This window comes from Faecalicatena contorta (assembly GCF_022835095.1).
GTDB classification, from domain to species: domain Bacteria; phylum Bacillota; class Clostridia; order Lachnospirales; family Lachnospiraceae; genus Faecalicatena; species Faecalicatena contorta.
The window spans coordinates 3,691,270-3,709,721 of the sequence record NZ_BQNQ01000001.1; the positions used below are offsets into that span (position 1 = coordinate 3,691,270).

The following is an 18,452-nucleotide window of genomic DNA, read 5'->3' on the forward strand; positions in this document are numbered from 1 at the left end:
GGATCTGATGACATCGAAATATTACATCTTTAGACACTGAATAAATCATTCAATGCTTCCCCCATCGTCGGATGTGTAAATATCATATTTTTCAGAACCGTATAGTCAAGTCCGGCATCCATAGCCACTTTTATAAGATTTATCAATTCATGTGACTCCTCGCAGAAAAGATGTGCGCCAAGTATTTTATTCGTGTCAGCATCAAGAACGGCTTTCAGCAGTCCGTCCGGCTGTTCCAGTACCTGCGCCTTTGGAATTGCCGCTGCGGGAAGCTTTGCTGTCTTTACATGATAGCCTGCCTCAACAGCTTCCTTTTCACTCATCCCAACTCTTGAGAAAGGCGGGTTTAAAAATACACTGTACGGTACCGCGCCTCGTTTGTCAAGTGTGTAGCTGCCATCCCCAAGAATTTTAGAAGCCACAATCCGATAATCATCAAGTGAGATATAGGTAAACTGCAGTCCGCCGGTTACATCTCCCATTGCAAAAATATTCGGTGCTGTTGTTGTCCTTGAATTGTCAGTTATGATGCCGCCCCTTTCATTGACATGTACGCCCGCAGCTTCCAGATTCAGTTCTTTTGTATTAGGCCTGCGCCCGGTTGCTACAAGAACCGCCTCTGCCGGAAGTATGTCTATGTCGTCTTTAGTTTTGATAACAACTTCTGCAAAACCTTCTTTTTGCTTAATTTCCTGAACCAGAACCTCCGTGAGTACCCTGGCGCCTCTATTTTCTAGATTCTGTTTTACCATATCTGCGATCTCTGTATCTTCTCTCGGCAAAAATACCGGACCATCCTGCAAAATCGTCACATCTACTCCAAAATCCGCATAAATCGAAGCAAATTCAACACCTATGTAACCACCGCCTATGATTACCAGGCGTTCGGGAAGCGTCTCCTTATCCAGAAGATTTTCGCTGATATAGACATACGGATTTCCCTGGATCCCCTGAATAGGTGGAATAAATGGTGAAGATCCTGTATTGATAAAAAATCGCTCGCTTTCCAGTACCAGGACACCATCTACTCTTTGTACCTCCACTTTATGATCAGAAATAAAACGGGCCGTTCCATCAATAATTGTTATATTGGGATTCGTATCCAACTTCTTATAATTCTTCAATCTCAGCCTCTCTACAAGCTGTGTTTTTCTAGCCACAGCATTCACATAAGCAATACTTTTTTCTATGCATCTACTAGCTGCATTCCCAGCACTGTGAACCAGTGACTTCGTAGGTATGCATCCTACATTAATACAGGTTCCCCCGTACATCTTTGCCGACTTTTCGATCAGCGCCACCTTTCTTCCTGATTTCTCTAATGCACCCGCAATCGTTTTTCCACCTTATCCAAATCCAATAATTATATCATCATATTTCGTATTCATAGTTCCCTCCCGGAATCTGTATCTTTTATTGTTTCAGTTATTACTGTAACAATAGCAGATACAGTTAGATCTGTCAATAGATTTCCAAAAAAAATCACAGCCCTTTTTAAGTTTTATAATAAAACTTAAAAAGGGCTGTGAGATTCACTATAAGACCATATTTTGTTATGTTATTGAGGCATCGTATATTTCCTGAATCGATTCCGCAAGCATACTGTCAAATTCTGCCTGTGTCTGGTCGGCCCGCAGTCCCTGTGTCAACGCACGTGAGAAACTCGCCACCACTCCCGGATTATCTGCTAGCAGTGTATTTGCCTCTTTTCTGCTGTATCCTCCGGAAAGAGCAACCACACGCACTACTTTCGGATCTTCCAGAAGATCGCTGTAATAGCCGTTTTGACTTGGAAGCGTCAGTTTAAACATGAGCCTGGTATCTTCCGGTACCCTATCCAGATGACGAAGCAGTTCTCTTTTCAGGATCTTCTCTGCTTGTTCTTTTTCCGGACTGTTGATATCGACTTCCGGCTCCAGAATCGGTACCAGTCCCCTCTTGACAATCAACATGCCGACAGCAAACTGCTGTTCTACAATCTCACGTATACCATCCTCATTCGCGAGCTTGATCACGGAGCGCATCTTGGTCCCAAAGATATGTCTCTCTTTCGCCCTGCTCAGGAGTTCTTTCAGATTCGGAATCTGTTTCATGATCTGAACACCGGCCTCTTCCTTTTCCAGGCCTTTGTCTACCTTCAGAATCGGCAGAATCCCTTTTTCCTCCAGCAGATAATCTGCGGTATACTTTCCTTCCATTTTTCTGTCCATCGTATTCTCAAATAGAATAGCTGCCAGTATGTGTTCAGAAGTAAAGGCATTACTCGTAATAATTCTAGTCCGCATCTTATGTATCAGTTCGAACATCTCATCATCATTGTGATACTGCGACTCATCAATTCCATATAGCCTCAGAGCTTTTGGAGTGCTTCCGCCGCTCTGATCCAACGCCGCAATGAATCCATTACCTTCGTGCATCCTTTTTAATTGTACTTCGTTCATCTTTCATACCTCCCATCTAACGAAGCCTTCACCTGAAACACATTAGTGTGTTTTCATTGTACCACGTTTTCTCACAATTCTCACCTTTTTTTATATATTTCTGAATATTTTGTTTGCAATAGTTACTATTCACGACCGTAAGCCGCACATAGAAACTTGCAATATTACTCATGTTCCGCTAATATTAATTAAGAGCTGCTACAGAAACAGTTCGTATTTCAATCTATAACGACAAATGAGAGGAGAATTCTAGATGGAGTTTGTGCATAATAAAAATCAAATCGCCGTATATACTCCGGATTATCTGGTAGTGGCTGAGGTCACCTTTCCTGAGATCGATGCCGACACGGTTAATGTTAATCACACATATGTGGACGCTGTGCTGCAGGGGCAGGGTGTTGCAGGTAAACTCATGGAGGAACTGGTCTCTGAACTCCGTCAAAGCGGGCAAAAGGCTGTTCTCACCTGCTCTTACGCAGTAAATTGGTTTGATAAACATCCGGAGTATATGGATGTTCTGAAAAAATAACCCGGACTCCCCGCCTGCTTTAAATGTAAAATGTCCGCCGGAGCACATCAATTCTAATCCATGAATCTCCGCCGGACATTTTTACTTTTCTATCTTCAGTTTTTATATTTTGTTATTACCGTTTGTTGAATTCTTTTAAAACTCATTTTATATCTCTATTTTAAATGAAATGCATTTTTGATTTCTTCAATCTGTTCTTCACTGATTGGAACCATTTCTCCCAGATTCTTAGCAAATACAAGCGCCTTTGCACTGTATTCCGCTACCTCCAGACGGTCAAATGCATTGAGCAGGCTATCTCCCGTTACAGCTAAGCAGTCATTGCTAACCATGACAATCGGAGTACTTTCATCAAACTGCTGAGCAGCCTTATCCGGATTCTGATAGAATTCTGAGTATTCCACTTTAGGTATATCCCTCATTAGTATATAACTTTCCGGTATAGATTTTGAATCTAAAGTTTCATCCGTTACGGCGTATGCCATGATATACGGTGGATGCGCAATGATAACGGAATTGATTTCCGGATGCTGCTTATAGATTTCATCATGTATCTTGATGGATCGGCTCGGAACCTTACCCGCTTCCCTCATGTCTCTTTTGATGCAGACAATATCTTCTACATCAATATATTTCCTGTCTACATTATAAGGAGATATCAAAAATCGTTCTTCATCCAGCCTCACAGAAAAAGATCCCTGAGTGGAGTTCACCAGCCCCTGGTCGTATGCACGGTGAATGATGTTGCACATATCCCTTCTTGCGGCCTTCTCGCCGCTTGTGATATTATTTCTCACGAATTCATCCATATTCAAATGATTCTTCGTATACTTAAGCTGAATCTCTTCTGCCATTAAATATCTTGGCGTTCCGATAATAGCTGCGTTGATCTGAAGCCGGGCACAAAAGTCCAGGTTCTCAAATGCTTTAAATGCATTAAATAGGCTGTCACTTCCAACTACTACACCATGGTTTTCTAAAACGGCAATGTCACATCCTTTGGCAAATTCCTTAGCAATCTTATCCCCGAGATCCTGACTTCCTGGCAGTCCATATTCTGCCATAGCGATCCGGCCGCATCCCACAAAGGAGTTCGGACTCAGCAATGTATTCGGTATCCCTCTGACAATGCTGAAGGCAACCAATGCCGGTGGATGTGCATGCAGAACTGATTTTATATCACTTCTTGTTTTATAGATTTGCAAATGAAATGGGTATTCACTGGATGGTTTATGATTTCCTATAATAGTACCGTCATTTTTAATGCATACGATATCATTTCTTGTCAAACTTCCTTTATCCACACTGCCTGGTGTAATCCACACATCTCCATTATCATCCAGAATGGACAGATTACCTCCTGATGTTGTGGTCATCCCATAATGATAGATACGATCCATCATCATGACCAGCTGGTCTGCAGGATGTAATAAATTTATATTCATATAATCACTCCTTCTTCATTGAAATGTTTTTTCTTGACTGTTTATGTATTTATTATATTGGTTTTATGTGGTTTTGTCAATATATTTATGTGGTTTTTATTTGTTTTTATTCAATTCAAATTAGATAACAGTGTAGGCGTGCCAGCTGCACCCCTTCTTTCCCTCATGCTAACGAGGCTGCACACTTTGCGCTCCGCCTGGATACTATTTTTTTACGGCTAGTAGATCGTAAAATAAACATTTCACAAAAAATGGCAGATAGTCCCGCTTGACCATCTGCCATTTACATTCTTTCGTGATTCATCCCCCACCTATAGAGGTCTGATTATTCCTGCATGTATTTTGCTTTTAATTCGTTAACCATTTCTGCATAAGCGCTGCTCTGCATCTGCTGAAGCATACTCGTCTTAATGGACTCCTTCACCTCGCTTAAAGGAGCTATTGACGCATCTTCTTTCCCTTCCACTTTAATCAGATGATAGCCAAACTGACTCTCTACCGGTCCGACTATATGCCCTGCCTCAGCAGCAAACGCTGCATCCTCAAATTCTTTTACCATCTGGCCTCTGCCGAATTTGCCCAGATCTCCGCCGTTCTCTTTTGATGGGCAGATGGAATTCTCTCTGGCCGCATCCTCAAAACTCTTTTCTCCGCTTGTTATAGACTCTAATATAGAGCTACACTTTTCCTCTGAATCTGTGAGGATATGTTTTGCACTTACCATCTCTCCCTTGGTAAACTGCTGCATATTCGCTTCATAATATGCGGACACTTCCTCATCAGATATAGTAATGTCTTTCATAATTTCTTCCATTGCCATCTGCGCAAGGATATCTCTCTTTGCATTCACCAGAAACTTCTCATATTTCTCGGTCTGATCCAGCTTCAGGTCGCCACCCATTTTCGCAAACAAATGCAGTGCAATCAACTGCTCCAAACACTGCTGTCTGAACTGAGGATTAGATATGTAAGCCTGGCGGTCTCTCGGAACGTTAAGCAAAAATGCATCAAACTCTTCCTGTGTGATCTCTTCTCCTGCAACAACTGCTAATACTTCCTGACTCATATGTATATTCTCCTTTTTATATAATATGTCCATTATAGTTTGATTTCATGAAACATGCAAGGGGGTCAGACCCTTTTGCTCATCGTTTTCAGAATATTCTAAAATTAACAAATTTTAAGACAACAACTACTGTCAGCACAAGTTGGGGGTTATGATTTATGTAACTAAAAAAACGATACCTTCCGGTACCGTCTCCTCATTCCATATGTATATACCCTCAAAACTGCATACAAAGAATTAAATCCATCCATTATCCTATCACCCTGCTTGGTTATGCCCTCGACCTATTAGTAACAGTCAGCTCCATGTGTTGCCACACTTCCACCTCTGCCCTATCTACCTCGTCGTCTTCAAGGGGTCTTACTAACTTGACGTTATGGGATATCTCATCTTGAGGGGGGCTTCACGCTTAGATGCCTTCAGCGTTTATCCCTTCCCGGCTTGGCTACTCTGCTATGCTCTTGGCAGAACAACAGATACACCAGCGGCCAGTCCAACCCGGTCCTCTCGTACTAAGGTCAGCTCCTCTCAAATATCCTACGCCCACGCCGGATAGGGACCGAACTGTCTCACGACGTTCTGAACCCAGCTCGCGTACCGCTTTAATGGGCGAACAGCCCAACCCTTGGGACCTACTTCAGCCCCAGGATGCGATGAGCCGACATCGAGGTGCCAAACCACTCCGTCGATGTGAACTCTTGGGAGTGATAAGCCTGTTATCCCCAGGGTAGCTTTTATCCGTTGAGCGATGGCAATCCCACTTTATACCACCGGATCACTAAGTCCTACTTTCGTACCTGCTCCACCCGTCGGTGTCGCAGTCAAGCCTTCTTCTGCCTTTGCACTCTGCGAATGGTTTCCAACCATTCTGAGAAGACCTTTGAGCGCCTCCGATACCCTTTCGGAGGCGACCGCCCCAGTCAAACTCCCCACCTGACATTGTCCCCCAGCCGGATCACGGCTGATGGTTAGAAACCCAATACTGCAAGGGTGGTATCCCAACAGCGGCTCCCTTACGACTGGCGTCATAAGTTCTCAGCCTCCCACCTATCCTGTACATGCAATACCGAATCCCAGTATCAAGCTGGAGTAAAGCTCCATGGGGTCTTTCCGTCCTGGCGCAGGTAACCAGCATCTTCACTGGTACTTCAATTTCACCGGGTGCATTGTTGAGACAGTGCCCAAATCATTACGCCTTTCGTGCGGGTCGGAACTTACCCGACAAGGAATTTCGCTACCTTAGGACCGTTATAGTTACGGCCGCCGTTTACTGGGGCTTAAGTTCAAAGCTTCGCTTGCGCTAACCTCTCCCCTTAACCTTCCAGCACCGGGCAGGCGTCAGCCCATATACCTCACCTTTCGGTTTTGCATAGACCTGTGTTTTTGCTAAACAGTTGCTTGGGCCAATTCTCTGCGGCCTCTCGCGAGGCACCCCTTCTCCCGAAGTTACGGGGTCATTTTGCCGAGTTCCTTAACAATGCTTCTCCCGTCGGCCTTAGGATTCTCTCCTCATCCACCTGTGTCGGTTTACGGTACGGGTTTTAACTGAACAATAGCGGCTTTTCTTGGCAGCTAGCTCACGCACTTCGCTACTTTAGTTCGCTCCGCATCACGTCTTCGGATTGCATACCGGATTTGCCTGATATGCTCCTACCACGCTTGCACCGGATTTTCCACTTCCGGCTTGCGCTTTCTCTCTGCGTCCCCACAGTTCTGTCAGTTAAAAGTACAGGAATTTCAACCTGTTGTCCATCGACTACGTCTTTCGACCTCGCCTTAGGCCCCGACTTACCCAGAGCAGATCAGCTTTACTCTGGAAACCTTAGATATTCGGCCGGAAGGATTCCCACCTTCCTCTCGCTACTCATTCCGGCATTCTCTCTTCTTAACACTCCACTGCTCCTTACGGTACAGCTTCGCCGCAGTTAAGAATGCTCCTCTACCAATTGACATTCATCAATTCCTAAGCTTCGGCAGTGTGTTTCAGCCCCGGACATTTTCGGCGCAGGACCTCTCGACTAGTGAGCTATTACGCACTCTTTCAATGGATGGCTGCTTCTGAGCCAACATCCTAGTTGTCTTCGAAATCCCACATCCTTTTCCACTTAACACACATTTTGGGACCTTAGCTGTAGGTCTGGGCTCTTTCCCTTTTGACCATCCAACTTATCTCGGACAGTCTGACTCCCATACATCATCTACACGGCATTCGGAGTTTGATATTCTTTGGTAAGCTTTGACGCCCCCTAGGAAATTCAGTGCTCTACCTCCGCAAGACTTGAGTATGAGGCTAGCCCTAAAGCTATTTCGAGGAGAACCAGCTATCTCCGGGTTCGATTGGAATTTCTCCCCTATCCACACCTCATCCCCACCCTTTTCAACGGATGTGGGTTCGGTCCTCCATTGCCTTTTACGGCAACTTCAACCTGGACATGGATAGATCACCCGGTTTCGGGTCTACTCCGACTGACTATATTCGCCCTATTCAGACTTGGTTTCCCTTCGGCTCCGGGCCTTCGGCCCTTAACCTCGCCAGCCAGCGTAACTCGCCGGACCGTTCTACAAAAAGTACGCGGTTGCACATATAAAGTGCTCCCACAGTTTGTAAACATATGGTTTCAGGTTCTCTTTCACTCCCCTCCCGGGGTCCTTTTCACCTTTCCTTCACAGTACTATGCGCTATCGGTCACTAAGGAGTATTTAGCCTTACGGGGTGGTCCCCGCTTCTTCCCACAAGGTTTCTCGTGTCTCGTGGTACTCTGGATACCGCCATGTCATGTTGGATTTTGCTTACGGGGCTTTCACCCTCTCTGGCCAGCTTTCCCAAAACTGTTCTGCTATCTTCCATGAATCAATTATGCGGTCCGAACCCCAGGGTGCACGCACCCTGGTTTGGGCTCTTCCGGTTTCGCTCGCCGCTACTTCCGGAATCACATGTTGTTTTCTCTTCCTCCGGCTACTTAGATGTTTCAGTTCACCGGGTTCCCTTCCTTAACTTATGGATTGGGTTAAGGATACTGGAGGTCTGCTCCAGTGGGTTTCCCCATTCAGAAATCTCCGGATCGATGGGTATTTGCCCCTCCCCGAAGCTTATCGCAGCTTATCACGTCTTTCATCGGCTCTTAGTGCCAAGGCATCCACCATACGCTCTTATTAGCATAACCAACTTGCCTTCTCTCACGGGTTGGAGATCGGGCGACACATATCTAGCGTGATATGCGTTGGCAATAGGTTCCTCTTATTGAACTGCTAATGTTCAATAAAATTCAATTTTTTCCGTTCGTTTTTTTCGAACTAGTTAATGTTGTTAACATTACCTCGGATGTCTTGATTAAATAAGATATTTAATCTGTCGTATTATCGCTTATCAGTAATAATACAACTTCTCTTTGTATGCAATTTTCAAGGTACATATCCAGATGTTCCGCTTCCGCTTCCCACCTGCTGACTGCTTTATCAGTCATTACATACACGAATTGTTTCGTATATCTAATCACTGGTAAAACCAGCTATCATAACAGCACTGCCCTGCTGATTGGGTTGGCGTTGATAAGTTGTTGCTTATCCTTGCCGGTATCTATATAATCAACATTTATATAATACTGACGGCGCATCCGTCATCCTGTTATTCTTTTTTAGATTTGGCGGCCACCTACTCTCCCACATCGTCTCCAATGCAGTACCATCGGCCGTCTGGGTCTTAACCATCGTGTTCGGGATGGGAACGGGTGTTTCCCCCAGGCGCATCGCCACCAAAATATTTTGTTATGTGAGCATGCCCTTTCAGGCACTCTCTTGATAACTAAACAATAGACAACATACTCTTTACTTCTTTCTTCCTTAGAAAGGAGGTGATCCAGCCGCACCTTCCGATACGGCTACCTTGTTACGACTTCACCCCAGTTATCGGTCCCACCTTCGGCAGCTCCCTCCTTACGGTTGGGTCACTGACTTCGGGCGTTACCAACTCCCATGGTGTGACGGGCGGTGTGTACAAGACCCGGGAACGTATTCACCGCGACATTCTGATTCGCGATTACTAGCGATTCCAGCTTCATGTAGTCGAGTTGCAGACTACAATCCGAACTGAGACGTTATTTTTGGGATTTGCTCCACCTCGCGGCTTCGCCTCCCTTTGTTTACGCCATTGTAGCACGTGTGTAGCCCTGCTCATAAGGGGCATGATGATTTGACGTCATCCCCACCTTCCTCCAGGTTATCCCTGGCAGTCTCTCTAGAGTGCCCGGCCAAACCGCTGGCTACTAAAGATAAGGGTTGCGCTCGTTGCGGGACTTAACCCAACATCTCACGACACGAGCTGACGACAACCATGCACCACCTGTCTCCCCTGTCCCGAAGGAAAGGCACCATTACGCGCCGGTCAGGGGGATGTCAAGAGCAGGTAAGGTTCTTCGCGTTGCTTCGAATTAAACCACATGCTCCACCGCTTGTGCGGGTCCCCGTCAATTCCTTTGAGTTTCATTCTTGCGAACGTACTCCCCAGGTGGCATACTTATTGCGTTTGCTGCGGCACCGAATGGCTTTGCCACCCGACACCTAGTATGCATCGTTTACGGCGTGGACTACCAGGGTATCTAATCCTGTTTGCTCCCCACGCTTTCGAGCCTCAACGTCAGTCATCGTCCAGTAAGCCGCCTTCGCCACTGGTGTTCCTCCTAATATCTACGCATTTCACCGCTACACTAGGAATTCCACTTACCTCTCCGACACTCTAGTTACATAGTTTCCAATGCAGTCCCGGGGTTGAGCCCCGGGTTTTCACATCAGACTTACATAACCGTCTACGCTCCCTTTACACCCAGTAAATCCGGATAACGCTTGCCCCCTACGTATTACCGCGGCTGCTGGCACGTAGTTAGCCGGGGCTTCTTAGTCAGGTACCGTCATTTTCTTCCCTGCTGATAGAAGTTTACATACCGAAATACTTCATCCTTCACGCGGCGTCGCTGCATCAGGGTTTCCCCCATTGTGCAATATTCCCCACTGCTGCCTCCCGTAGGAGTTTGGGCCGTGTCTCAGTCCCAATGTGGCCGGTCACCCTCTCAGGTCGGCTACTGATCGTCGCCTTGGTAAGCCGTTACCTTACCAACTAGCTAATCAGACGCGGGTCCATCTCATACCACCGGAGTTTTTCCCACTGTACCATGCGGTACTGTGGTCTTATGCGGTATTAGCAGTCATTTCTAACTGTTATCCCCCTGTATGAGGCAGGTTACCCACGCGTTACTCACCCGTCCGCCGCTCAGTCGCAAAACTTTTCAATCCGAAGAAATCTAAGTAAAGCGCTTCGCTCGACTTGCATGTGTTAAGCACGCCGCCAGCGTTCATCCTGAGCCAGGATCAAACTCTCGTTAAAAGTGTTTGTATCCGGGTCAGAATTAACTACTAGCTAATTCTATCCCTTTTTACTGTTCTTACCACCGAGATTAATCTCAGTGATGGGTGCATCATTATGATGCTGTTCTTAAAAATTTTCTCTATAAGAAATTTTCAAGGGTTTGTTGTCTATTGTTTAATTATCAAGGTTCTTAGTTGTTTTTGCTGTCGTTCTTTGTCGTCAGCAGCAACTTTTATAGAATACCATGTTCGTTGCAGTCTGTCAAGAACTTTTTTATTTTTCTTTTCCGCATCGGGCTCCCAGTTATTTCCAGTCACTCATACGACAGCTTTAATAGCTTACCACATCACGCTGCTATTTGTCAAGCATTTTTCGACATTTTTCAACTTGATCTGCCAGTTGATTGAACCTCTGCATAACTCCTGTCTGGCTCAGAAGCTTCCGCTCTGCCAGTCTCGCTTGCAGCAGGTTTGTCATCCGCGATGGAACTTAATATTATCATTCCAGTTCGTAATTGTCAATAATTTTCTTGTTTTTTATTTTATTCATACATTTCAGACAATTTATTGTTAGTTTTGACAGCGCTGTTATGCAATTTTTTTTACTGATGCGGTTCCCAATGACATTCAGAAAATATTGCTTCTGAAAACACCGCTTGGAATGAAGATTTTTCAGGGCTGCATGCGTATACCCCAACATTAACATGCCCTTCCCCTTGGAAAAGATGTGCAATTCTCATCTGCTTAAAATGAATTCCGTCGTAGGAGTTTTCCACAAGATAATCACTCTTACGCCTGCTCAGTCTGTAAAACATGCTCTTCTGATCCGCCGGAATATCCGTAGTCGCCCAGTCTGAATATCCACAATTGGTGACTACGCTTCCCAGGCGCTGAAAATACTCATTCTCGTATTCTATAGATGCTTTCAGCCAGTTATCGCTATCCTGATATACCATAATGCCACACTGATCAAATCTGTGGGTACTGTCAAATTCGGTTTTAATTGTAAATGAAAAGTAGGGCTCGTCAGTTTTTATCAGCAGCGCAGGTGCATTGTCATTGCGGAATCCATAATAGGTACGCTGCCAAAAGTCCGTTTCCGGTTCTGTTATGATAGCTAGCTTCCCCTCTTCAAAGTGATACAGGGTGGGTTCATGTATCCAGAATGTATTATTTTTTGTAAACTCCATTACCATTTCTCCTTTTCTTGGACTGATATCATTACTCTTCTTCCTTCTACACTTAATATACAACGTTTTATAAAAGATTCATTGCATCATTAATCGTTTTAACACCTACTATTTTAATTCCTTTTATATCTTTCACCATATCTCTTGATACAGCTGGCAGTACACAGGTCTCAAACCCCAGTTTTTTTGCTTCTGACACTCTCTGCTCCGGCATATTGACTGCCCGGACCTCACCGCTCAGCCCTACTTCCCCAAATACGATCATTTTCTCATCAATTGGCCGGTTCTTATAGCTGGAAACCAACGCCATAATAATTCCCAAGTCGATTGCAGGCTCATTCATCTTGATCCCTCCTGCTATATTTACATAGGCATCATAATTGGAAAGCGGCAGCCCGATTCTTTTTTCCAGTACAGCCATCAGCAGATTAACTCTGTTATAATCTGTGCCTGCTGCCGTTCTTCTTGGAAGCCCAAAATTACTCTGGCAGACAAGCGCCTGTATTTCAATCAGAATCGGCCTTGTGCCCTCCATCGAACATGCTACTACAGAACCGGACGCATTTTCCGGTTTACCGCTTAGCATATATTCAGAAGGATTTTCCACTTCTGTGAGCCCTGTCTGTCTCATCTCAAACACACCAATCTCATTGGTAGAGCCAAAACGATTCTTTACACCCCTCAAGATCCGGTAGGACGCATGCCTGTCCCCCTCAAAATATAACACAGTATCCACCATATGCTCCAGAACTCTTGGCCCTGCAACTGTTCCTTCTTTTGTCACATGTCCCACGATAAATATAGAAATTCCCAGGCCTTTTGCAAGCTGCATAAAAACATTCGTTGATTCCCTCACCTGGGATACACTGCCCGGTGCAGAAGATACCTCTTCACTGTACATCGTTTGAATAGAATCGATGATCACCAGTTGGGGGTGCCGGCCCTCGATAATATTCTTAATTGTCTCCAGGTTTGTTTCGCACAATAGCTTGAGATTTTCCTTAAATTCCCCCATACGGTTCGCCCGAAGCTTGATTTGTGCCAGAGATTCTTCACCTGATATATATAGAATGTTCTTTTCTTGTGACAGCCGCTGACATACCTGAAGCAGAAGTGTTGATTTTCCGATTCCGGGATCGCCGCCCACCAGTACCAGGGAACCCGGAACAATACCGCCCCCTAGTACCCGGTCCAATTCCTGTATCCCCGTCAGAATCCTTGTGTGATCGTCCGCACTGACCTCCGAGAGCGATACAACCTCCGCCTCCCTTACAGTCTTAACCACTGCTGTCTTCGCGGTACTTACCTTCTCCTCAACAAAAGTATTCCATTCCTTGCAGGCAGGGCACTGCCCCAGCCATTTTGACTCCTCATGCCCGCAGTTCTGGCAGAAAAATACACTTTTTTTTGCCTTCGCCATAATGCTCCTTCCTCCCAGGCACCTCATAGGGGGCTGCTCTTTTGGAAAAAGGATCAGACCCCTATGAGGTACCTATGAAAAAGAGACAGGCTTATGTTTCCCTGTCTCCTTTTTTATTGCTTTATGCAGATAATTCCAGTACTAGCACTTTGATACACTGACAGTCACGCTGTCTCCTTCGCTTACTTCTGTGCTGACGCTTAACTTGCCGCTTAAGTTTGTCATCATCTTGCCAGCTGTTGTACCATTGATAAATACTTCATACTCACTGTCTGGTTCCAGCTCTAATGTGAACTGTACGTCTTCAGGTGCGGATACTGTGAAAGTCACTTCTGCATCAGTAGCCTTGAAGTTCTCTACTGTGCTGCCCGGTACGGATTCGTATACGAACATTCCGTTCTTCTCCAGCTTCGTGATCTCTTTAAATGTCTTCACTTTATAGATATCGCCTTCAAATTCGAAATTGTCCATTTTTGTCTTGGTTGCTAATGTATAGTCTCCAAAACTGAGTGTTCCGTCATCTTCTGCGCGTAGTAGTTCTTTTACTGTTGCCATTTTTATTATCCTCCTAGGTATTTCAGATTGATGGTTATCCTGTTTGTATTATATAATACTTCGTTTTTATTTTCTACTCATTTATGGACTTTGGGTAAAATTTAATTTCTTTTTTAGATACTCCTGCCTCCACACGGTCCCCTTCTTTTACTTCACCGCTTAAGATCGCCTCAGCCAGCTTATCCTCCAGTTCTGTCTGCATGGCTCTCCTGAGGGGACGGGCACCATATTTTGCATCGGTCCCTTTCTCGACAATGAATTTCTTCGCAGATTCCCTGATCGTCAGTTTTATACTCATCTGTTCTTTCACGCGTTTTGTAAATTCTCTGCACATCAGAGTTACAATCTGCTTCATATGGGTATTGTTCAGCGCATGGAATACTATAATTTCATCAATCCGATTCAGAAATTCCGGACGGAAGATCGTTTTCACCTCATCCATCACGTTCTGCTTCATCCGCTTATAATCCCCTGCCGGATCTTCTTTGGCAGCAAATCCCAGTTTCTTAGGCTCTACGATTGCTTTTGCACCCGCATTGGATGTCATAATGATTACCGTATTGCAGAAATCTACTTTCCGCCCCTGGGAATCTGTGATATGGCCGTCATCTAGCACCTGGAGAAGTATATTAAATACATCCGGATGTGCTTTCTCCACTTCATCAAATAAAATAACCGAATAAGGATGCGTACGCACCTGATCACTGAGCTGTCCGCCTTCTTCGTGGCCCACATACCCCGGAGGAGACCCTATCATCTTAGATACAGAGTGCTTCTCCATATACTCTGACATATCGACCCGGATCATAGAATCTTCGTTTCCGAACATCGCCTCCGCAAGCGCTTTTGATAGTTCCGTCTTTCCTACACCCGTGGGGCCAAGGAACAGAAAAGAACCAATCGGACGTTTTGGGTCTTTTAATCCAACACGCCCCCTCTTGACGGCTCTGGCCACCGCACTGACTGCTTCCTCCTGGCCCACGACCCTTTTATGAAGAACCTGTTCCAGCTTTTTCAGTCTGTCCGTATCGCTCTCAGCAAGCTTCTGCACCGGCACTTTTGTCCACGCAGATACCACGTCAGCAATATCGTCTTCTTTCACTTCCGGATGGTGGGATGCCGTCTTTTTCTGAAAACGCTTTTTCAAGTTTTCCAGCTTATCCTCAACCGCTTTCTGTTCAGTGTGAACAAGAGATGCCTTCGTAAAGTCGCCGGATTTAATGCACTCCTCTTTCTGCTTGAGCAGTTCTTTCAGGGAATCTTCCAGACTTTTAAGATTCTCCGGCACTTTATAACCTCGCATACTGACCCTGGAACATGCTTCGTCCAGGACATCAATTGCTTTATCCGGAAGATTTCTGTCTGTAATATATCTTTCCGAAAGCTGTACCGCTGCTTCAAGGGCCTCTTCCCGTACAGACACCTTGTGGTGGGCCTCATATTTACCGCTCAGTCCATGCAGGATCTCAAGACATTGCTCTTTGGTCGGCTCCTCTACTGTAATCGGCTGAAACCGGCGCTCCAGAGCCGCATCTTTTTCGATATATTTTCGATACTCCGCTATCGTCGTTGCACCGATCAGCTGCATCTCACCGCGGGCAAGGGATGGTTTCAGAATACTGGAAGCGTCAATCGCGCCTTCCGCTCCGCCTGCTCCAATCATCGTATGCAGTTCATCCAGAAAGAGAATAATATTGCCGCTGGCCTTCACATCGCCAATCAGCCCTTTCATACGCTCCTCAAACTCCCCGCGGTACTTGGAACCCGCAATCAGCCCCGGCAGATCCAGGGTGTAAATCTTTTTGTCTTTCATATTTTCCGGCACCACACCCATAGCAATCCTGGAAGCAAGCCCCTCTATAATGGCAGTTTTTCCAACACCGGGTTCACCTACCAGACAAGGATTGTTCTTTGTCCTTCTGCTCAGTACCTGCATCAGACGGTAGATCTCCTTTTCCCGTCCTACGACAGGGTCCAGACGGCCCTCTGCCGCCTCGGCAGTCAGATCTGTACAAAACTGCTCCACCACGGCGCTTTTTCCGTGAGTTTCATCCTGCAGTTCCTCCTGATATTCTTTGGGATCAACACCTGCCGCATTCAATACGTCCTGTAAAATCTTCTGCAGACTGATATTAAGCGTAGTCAATATCCTGGTTGCAACACAGTCCACATCGTGGATCATTGCCAGAAGCAGATGCTCTGTACCTATGCTTTTCGTGTGAAGGCACCGTGCCTCCCTGCCGCTATTCTCCAGCAGATACTGCAGCCGCGGGCTCTCCTTCGGATGCTCTACACTCAGCACATCCCCTGCCGGTGTAATCAGCTCATCCATCAGATGGCGGATGCGCTCTTCATCCACGCTGTTTGACGCCAGAATCTGTCCGGCCACCCCTGTAAACTCCTTGCGCAGCCCCAGCAGCAAATGCTCCGTACCAATATACGGATGCTTCAGCTTTTTTGCCATCGATGCCGCATATTTTATGGCGCATTCGGCCTGATTTGTATAATTTATCTGCATATTTTCCTCCTGTCACTAATCAATCCAATTTAAAATTATTTCGCTTTCATACCAGCATAAAGTGAGACTCCGTCTAAGAGTCTCTTAAAAGGCCCCATCATACACATCAAATATTTCATCCACCAGATGATGCACTTCTTCCCTTGAAATATTCTTACAACAGCCCTTTGCCAGTAAAATTGTAAGCTGCTCCCTCATCTCGTCCAGTGCCTTCATCTTATCCACGTCGAGGGCAATGACAGCTCCCCGCCTCCTGTCGAGCTGAATAAACCCTTCCTGCTTCAGAACGCTGTATGCTTTATTTACCGTATGCATATTCACGCCCACTGTGTCCGCAAGCTGACGCACAGATGGAAGCGAGTCCCCTTCATGAATCGTAGAAGTAGCAATTCCCATAATAATCTGATTACGCAGCTGAATATAAATTGCCTCTTCACTGTTAAAATCTATCTCAATCAGCATATCATCACCTGCCTTTTTTTGTTATACCTATGTTAGCACAAACACCCTAGTCCCCGCAAGTGAAAATTGTGGGTGATTATTCATATACCGGAGCTATGCTGTGCCACCAAACATATCAATACGCTGCCTCCGTTAAGAGGCCTCCCCGGTTGACGACCTTACCTACCGATTGGATGCACTTAGCGAAAGGAAGGGATGGCCGCAAGCCGTTCAGGTGCACCTATGCCGCCTCGAAATGCTAAAGCGGGCCTTAGAAATTCTTGGAAGCCGACAGCCGGGAAAGTGGAGGGATTTTGTGATCTCCGAATCACAAAATCGGATGACCCAGCGCGAGAAATCATCAGATTTCTCGTGATGTGTCATCCGTACCCCACTTTCTCGGCTGTCAGATTCCTAGAATTTCTTAGGTTCGCGTCCGCATTTCGAGGCGGCATAGGTGCACTTGGGCGGCTTACGGCCATCCCTTCCTTTTGCGGCCCCGTCAAACCGCCCGCAGTTTCTCCACAAACTCATTAGAAAGAGAAATTTTTGCCACATAGAATACTTCCCCGGTCATGTAAACTTCCCAGTTATCATCGATCTCTACCTGCAGTTTCCCTCCCGGCATGTGTACGATTACTTTATTTCCGGTCAGGCCCAGTTTGTGGGCCACTCCTGCCGCTGCACACGCTCCTGTGCCTGTTGCCATCGTGTAACCGGCCCCTCTTTCATATGTTTCTATGGCAATATTATTGTTGTCGATCACTTTCATAATCTCTGTGTTTATTCTGTCTGGAAAATACCTTGCAACCTCGGAATAATTACCGATCTTGCATACAAGCGGCTGTGAGATCTCACGCATTGGGATAACGCAGTGAGGATTGCCTACGGATACACAGGTTACCGGATACAATGTCCTGCCGAATACCATGTCTTCATTGATGACCTCGCGGCGCTCTCCTGTCACCGGAATCTCATCGCTCCAGAAGGACAGCCGCCCCATGGAAATACGCAGCCTGCTGCCATCCTCGTTCAGATACGTAATTTCCACTAGTCCTCCGTCTGTCACAAGTTTGTAATTTTTCTTCTGTACATAGCCGGCATCCTTCAGGTATTTGGCAAAAATACGCACTCCATTTCCGCTCTTTTCGGCAACGCTTCCATCCGGATTCCATATGCGAAGAGACATGTGCTTTTCCCCGATAAACGGACCTTCCAGTATCCCGTCAGAGCCCAGCCCCATATTGCGGTTGCAGAGCATCTCCACATTTGCTTTATTTAATTCTAATTCATTCTTATTCGGATCATAAACCAGATAATCATTTCCAAGACCATGATAACGTTCCAATGTAATTTTCATAATAACGCACCTCCTGTTTCTATCATTATATCAGGCATTTTTTTCATATAATACTTATTAAATGCTTTTCACATTGCAGATAATGCTCTATACTATATTTGACAGGTATTTACGCGGGGCAGTCTGGCC

The 18,452-nt window shown here is 45.7% G+C and carries 12 protein-coding genes and 3 rRNA genes; 1 reads left to right on the plus strand and 14 read right to left on the minus strand.

What is annotated here, in order from left to right:
• Positions 1-29: 29 nt before the first annotated feature.
• A complete protein-coding gene (locus MWG26_RS16580) occupies positions 30-1,334 on the minus strand; it encodes an FAD-dependent oxidoreductase (RefSeq protein WP_240285874.1) in 1,305 nt (434 codons plus the stop codon).
• Positions 1,335-1,553: 219 nt separating this feature from the next.
• Positions 1,554-2,441, minus strand: a complete 888-nt coding sequence (locus MWG26_RS16585; protein ID WP_025656597.1) for a fructose bisphosphate aldolase — start codon at positions 2,439-2,441, stop codon at positions 1,554-1,556.
• Positions 2,442-2,694: 253 nt separating this feature from the next.
• Here MWG26_RS16585 and MWG26_RS16590 point away from each other — a divergent pair, with 253 nt between their 5' ends.
• The gene (locus MWG26_RS16590) at positions 2,695-2,970 is read left to right on the plus strand and encodes a GNAT family N-acetyltransferase (RefSeq protein ID WP_025656596.1); all 276 of its coding nucleotides are present in this window, start codon (positions 2,695-2,697) and stop codon (positions 2,968-2,970) included.
• Positions 2,971-3,125: 155 nt separating this feature from the next.
• Here MWG26_RS16590 and MWG26_RS16595 read toward each other — a convergent pair whose 3' ends face one another.
• The 12 genes from MWG26_RS16595 to dapF form a co-directional block, all read right to left on the minus strand.
• A complete protein-coding gene (locus MWG26_RS16595) occupies positions 3,126-4,415 on the minus strand; it encodes a class II aldolase/adducin family protein (protein WP_025656595.1) in 1,290 nt (429 codons plus the stop codon).
• 325 nt (positions 4,416-4,740) lie between these two features.
• Positions 4,741-5,481, minus strand: coding sequence for a peptidylprolyl isomerase (locus MWG26_RS16600; protein ID WP_025656594.1), 741 nt, complete (start codon positions 5,479-5,481; stop codon positions 4,741-4,743).
• A gap of 267 nt (positions 5,482-5,748) precedes the next feature.
• Positions 5,749-8,645 (minus strand): 23S ribosomal RNA (locus MWG26_RS16605).
• 180 nt (positions 8,646-8,825) lie between these two features.
• A complete protein-coding gene (locus MWG26_RS16610) occupies positions 8,826-8,978 on the minus strand; it encodes a hypothetical protein (protein ID WP_244062677.1) in 153 nt (50 codons plus the stop codon).
• Between the two features lie 142 nt (positions 8,979-9,120).
• Positions 9,121-9,238, minus strand: a 5S ribosomal RNA gene (rrf, locus tag MWG26_RS16615).
• Between the two features lie 87 nt (positions 9,239-9,325).
• A 16S ribosomal RNA gene (locus MWG26_RS16620) occupies positions 9,326-10,858 on the minus strand.
• Together the 16S, 23S and 5S rRNA genes form the textbook arrangement of a ribosomal RNA operon.
• Positions 10,859-11,441: 583 nt before the next feature.
• A complete protein-coding gene (locus tag MWG26_RS16625) occupies positions 11,442-12,029 on the minus strand; it encodes a DUF1349 domain-containing protein (protein ID WP_025656593.1) in 588 nt (195 codons plus the stop codon).
• A gap of 67 nt (positions 12,030-12,096) precedes the next feature.
• The gene (radA, locus tag MWG26_RS16630) at positions 12,097-13,449 is read right to left on the minus strand and encodes a DNA repair protein RadA (protein WP_117440854.1); all 1,353 of its coding nucleotides are present in this window, start codon (positions 13,447-13,449) and stop codon (positions 12,097-12,099) included.
• 141 nt (positions 13,450-13,590) lie between these two features.
• A complete protein-coding gene (locus MWG26_RS16635) occupies positions 13,591-14,004 on the minus strand; it encodes a hypothetical protein (protein WP_025656591.1) in 414 nt (137 codons plus the stop codon).
• A gap of 73 nt (positions 14,005-14,077) precedes the next feature.
• A complete protein-coding gene (locus MWG26_RS16640; RefSeq protein ID WP_117440855.1) occupies positions 14,078-16,522 on the minus strand; it encodes an ATP-dependent Clp protease ATP-binding subunit in 2,445 nt (814 codons plus the stop codon).
• A gap of 84 nt (positions 16,523-16,606) precedes the next feature.
• Positions 16,607-16,984 (minus strand): GntR family transcriptional regulator, encoded by a 378-nt coding sequence (locus MWG26_RS16645; protein WP_025656589.1) that lies wholly within the window; start codon positions 16,982-16,984, stop codon positions 16,607-16,609.
• Between the two features lie 481 nt (positions 16,985-17,465).
• Entirely contained in the window at positions 17,466-18,323 is an 858-nt protein-coding gene (dapF, locus tag MWG26_RS16650; protein WP_117440856.1) for a diaminopimelate epimerase, read from the minus strand.
• Between the last annotated feature and the right edge of the window lie 129 nt (positions 18,324-18,452).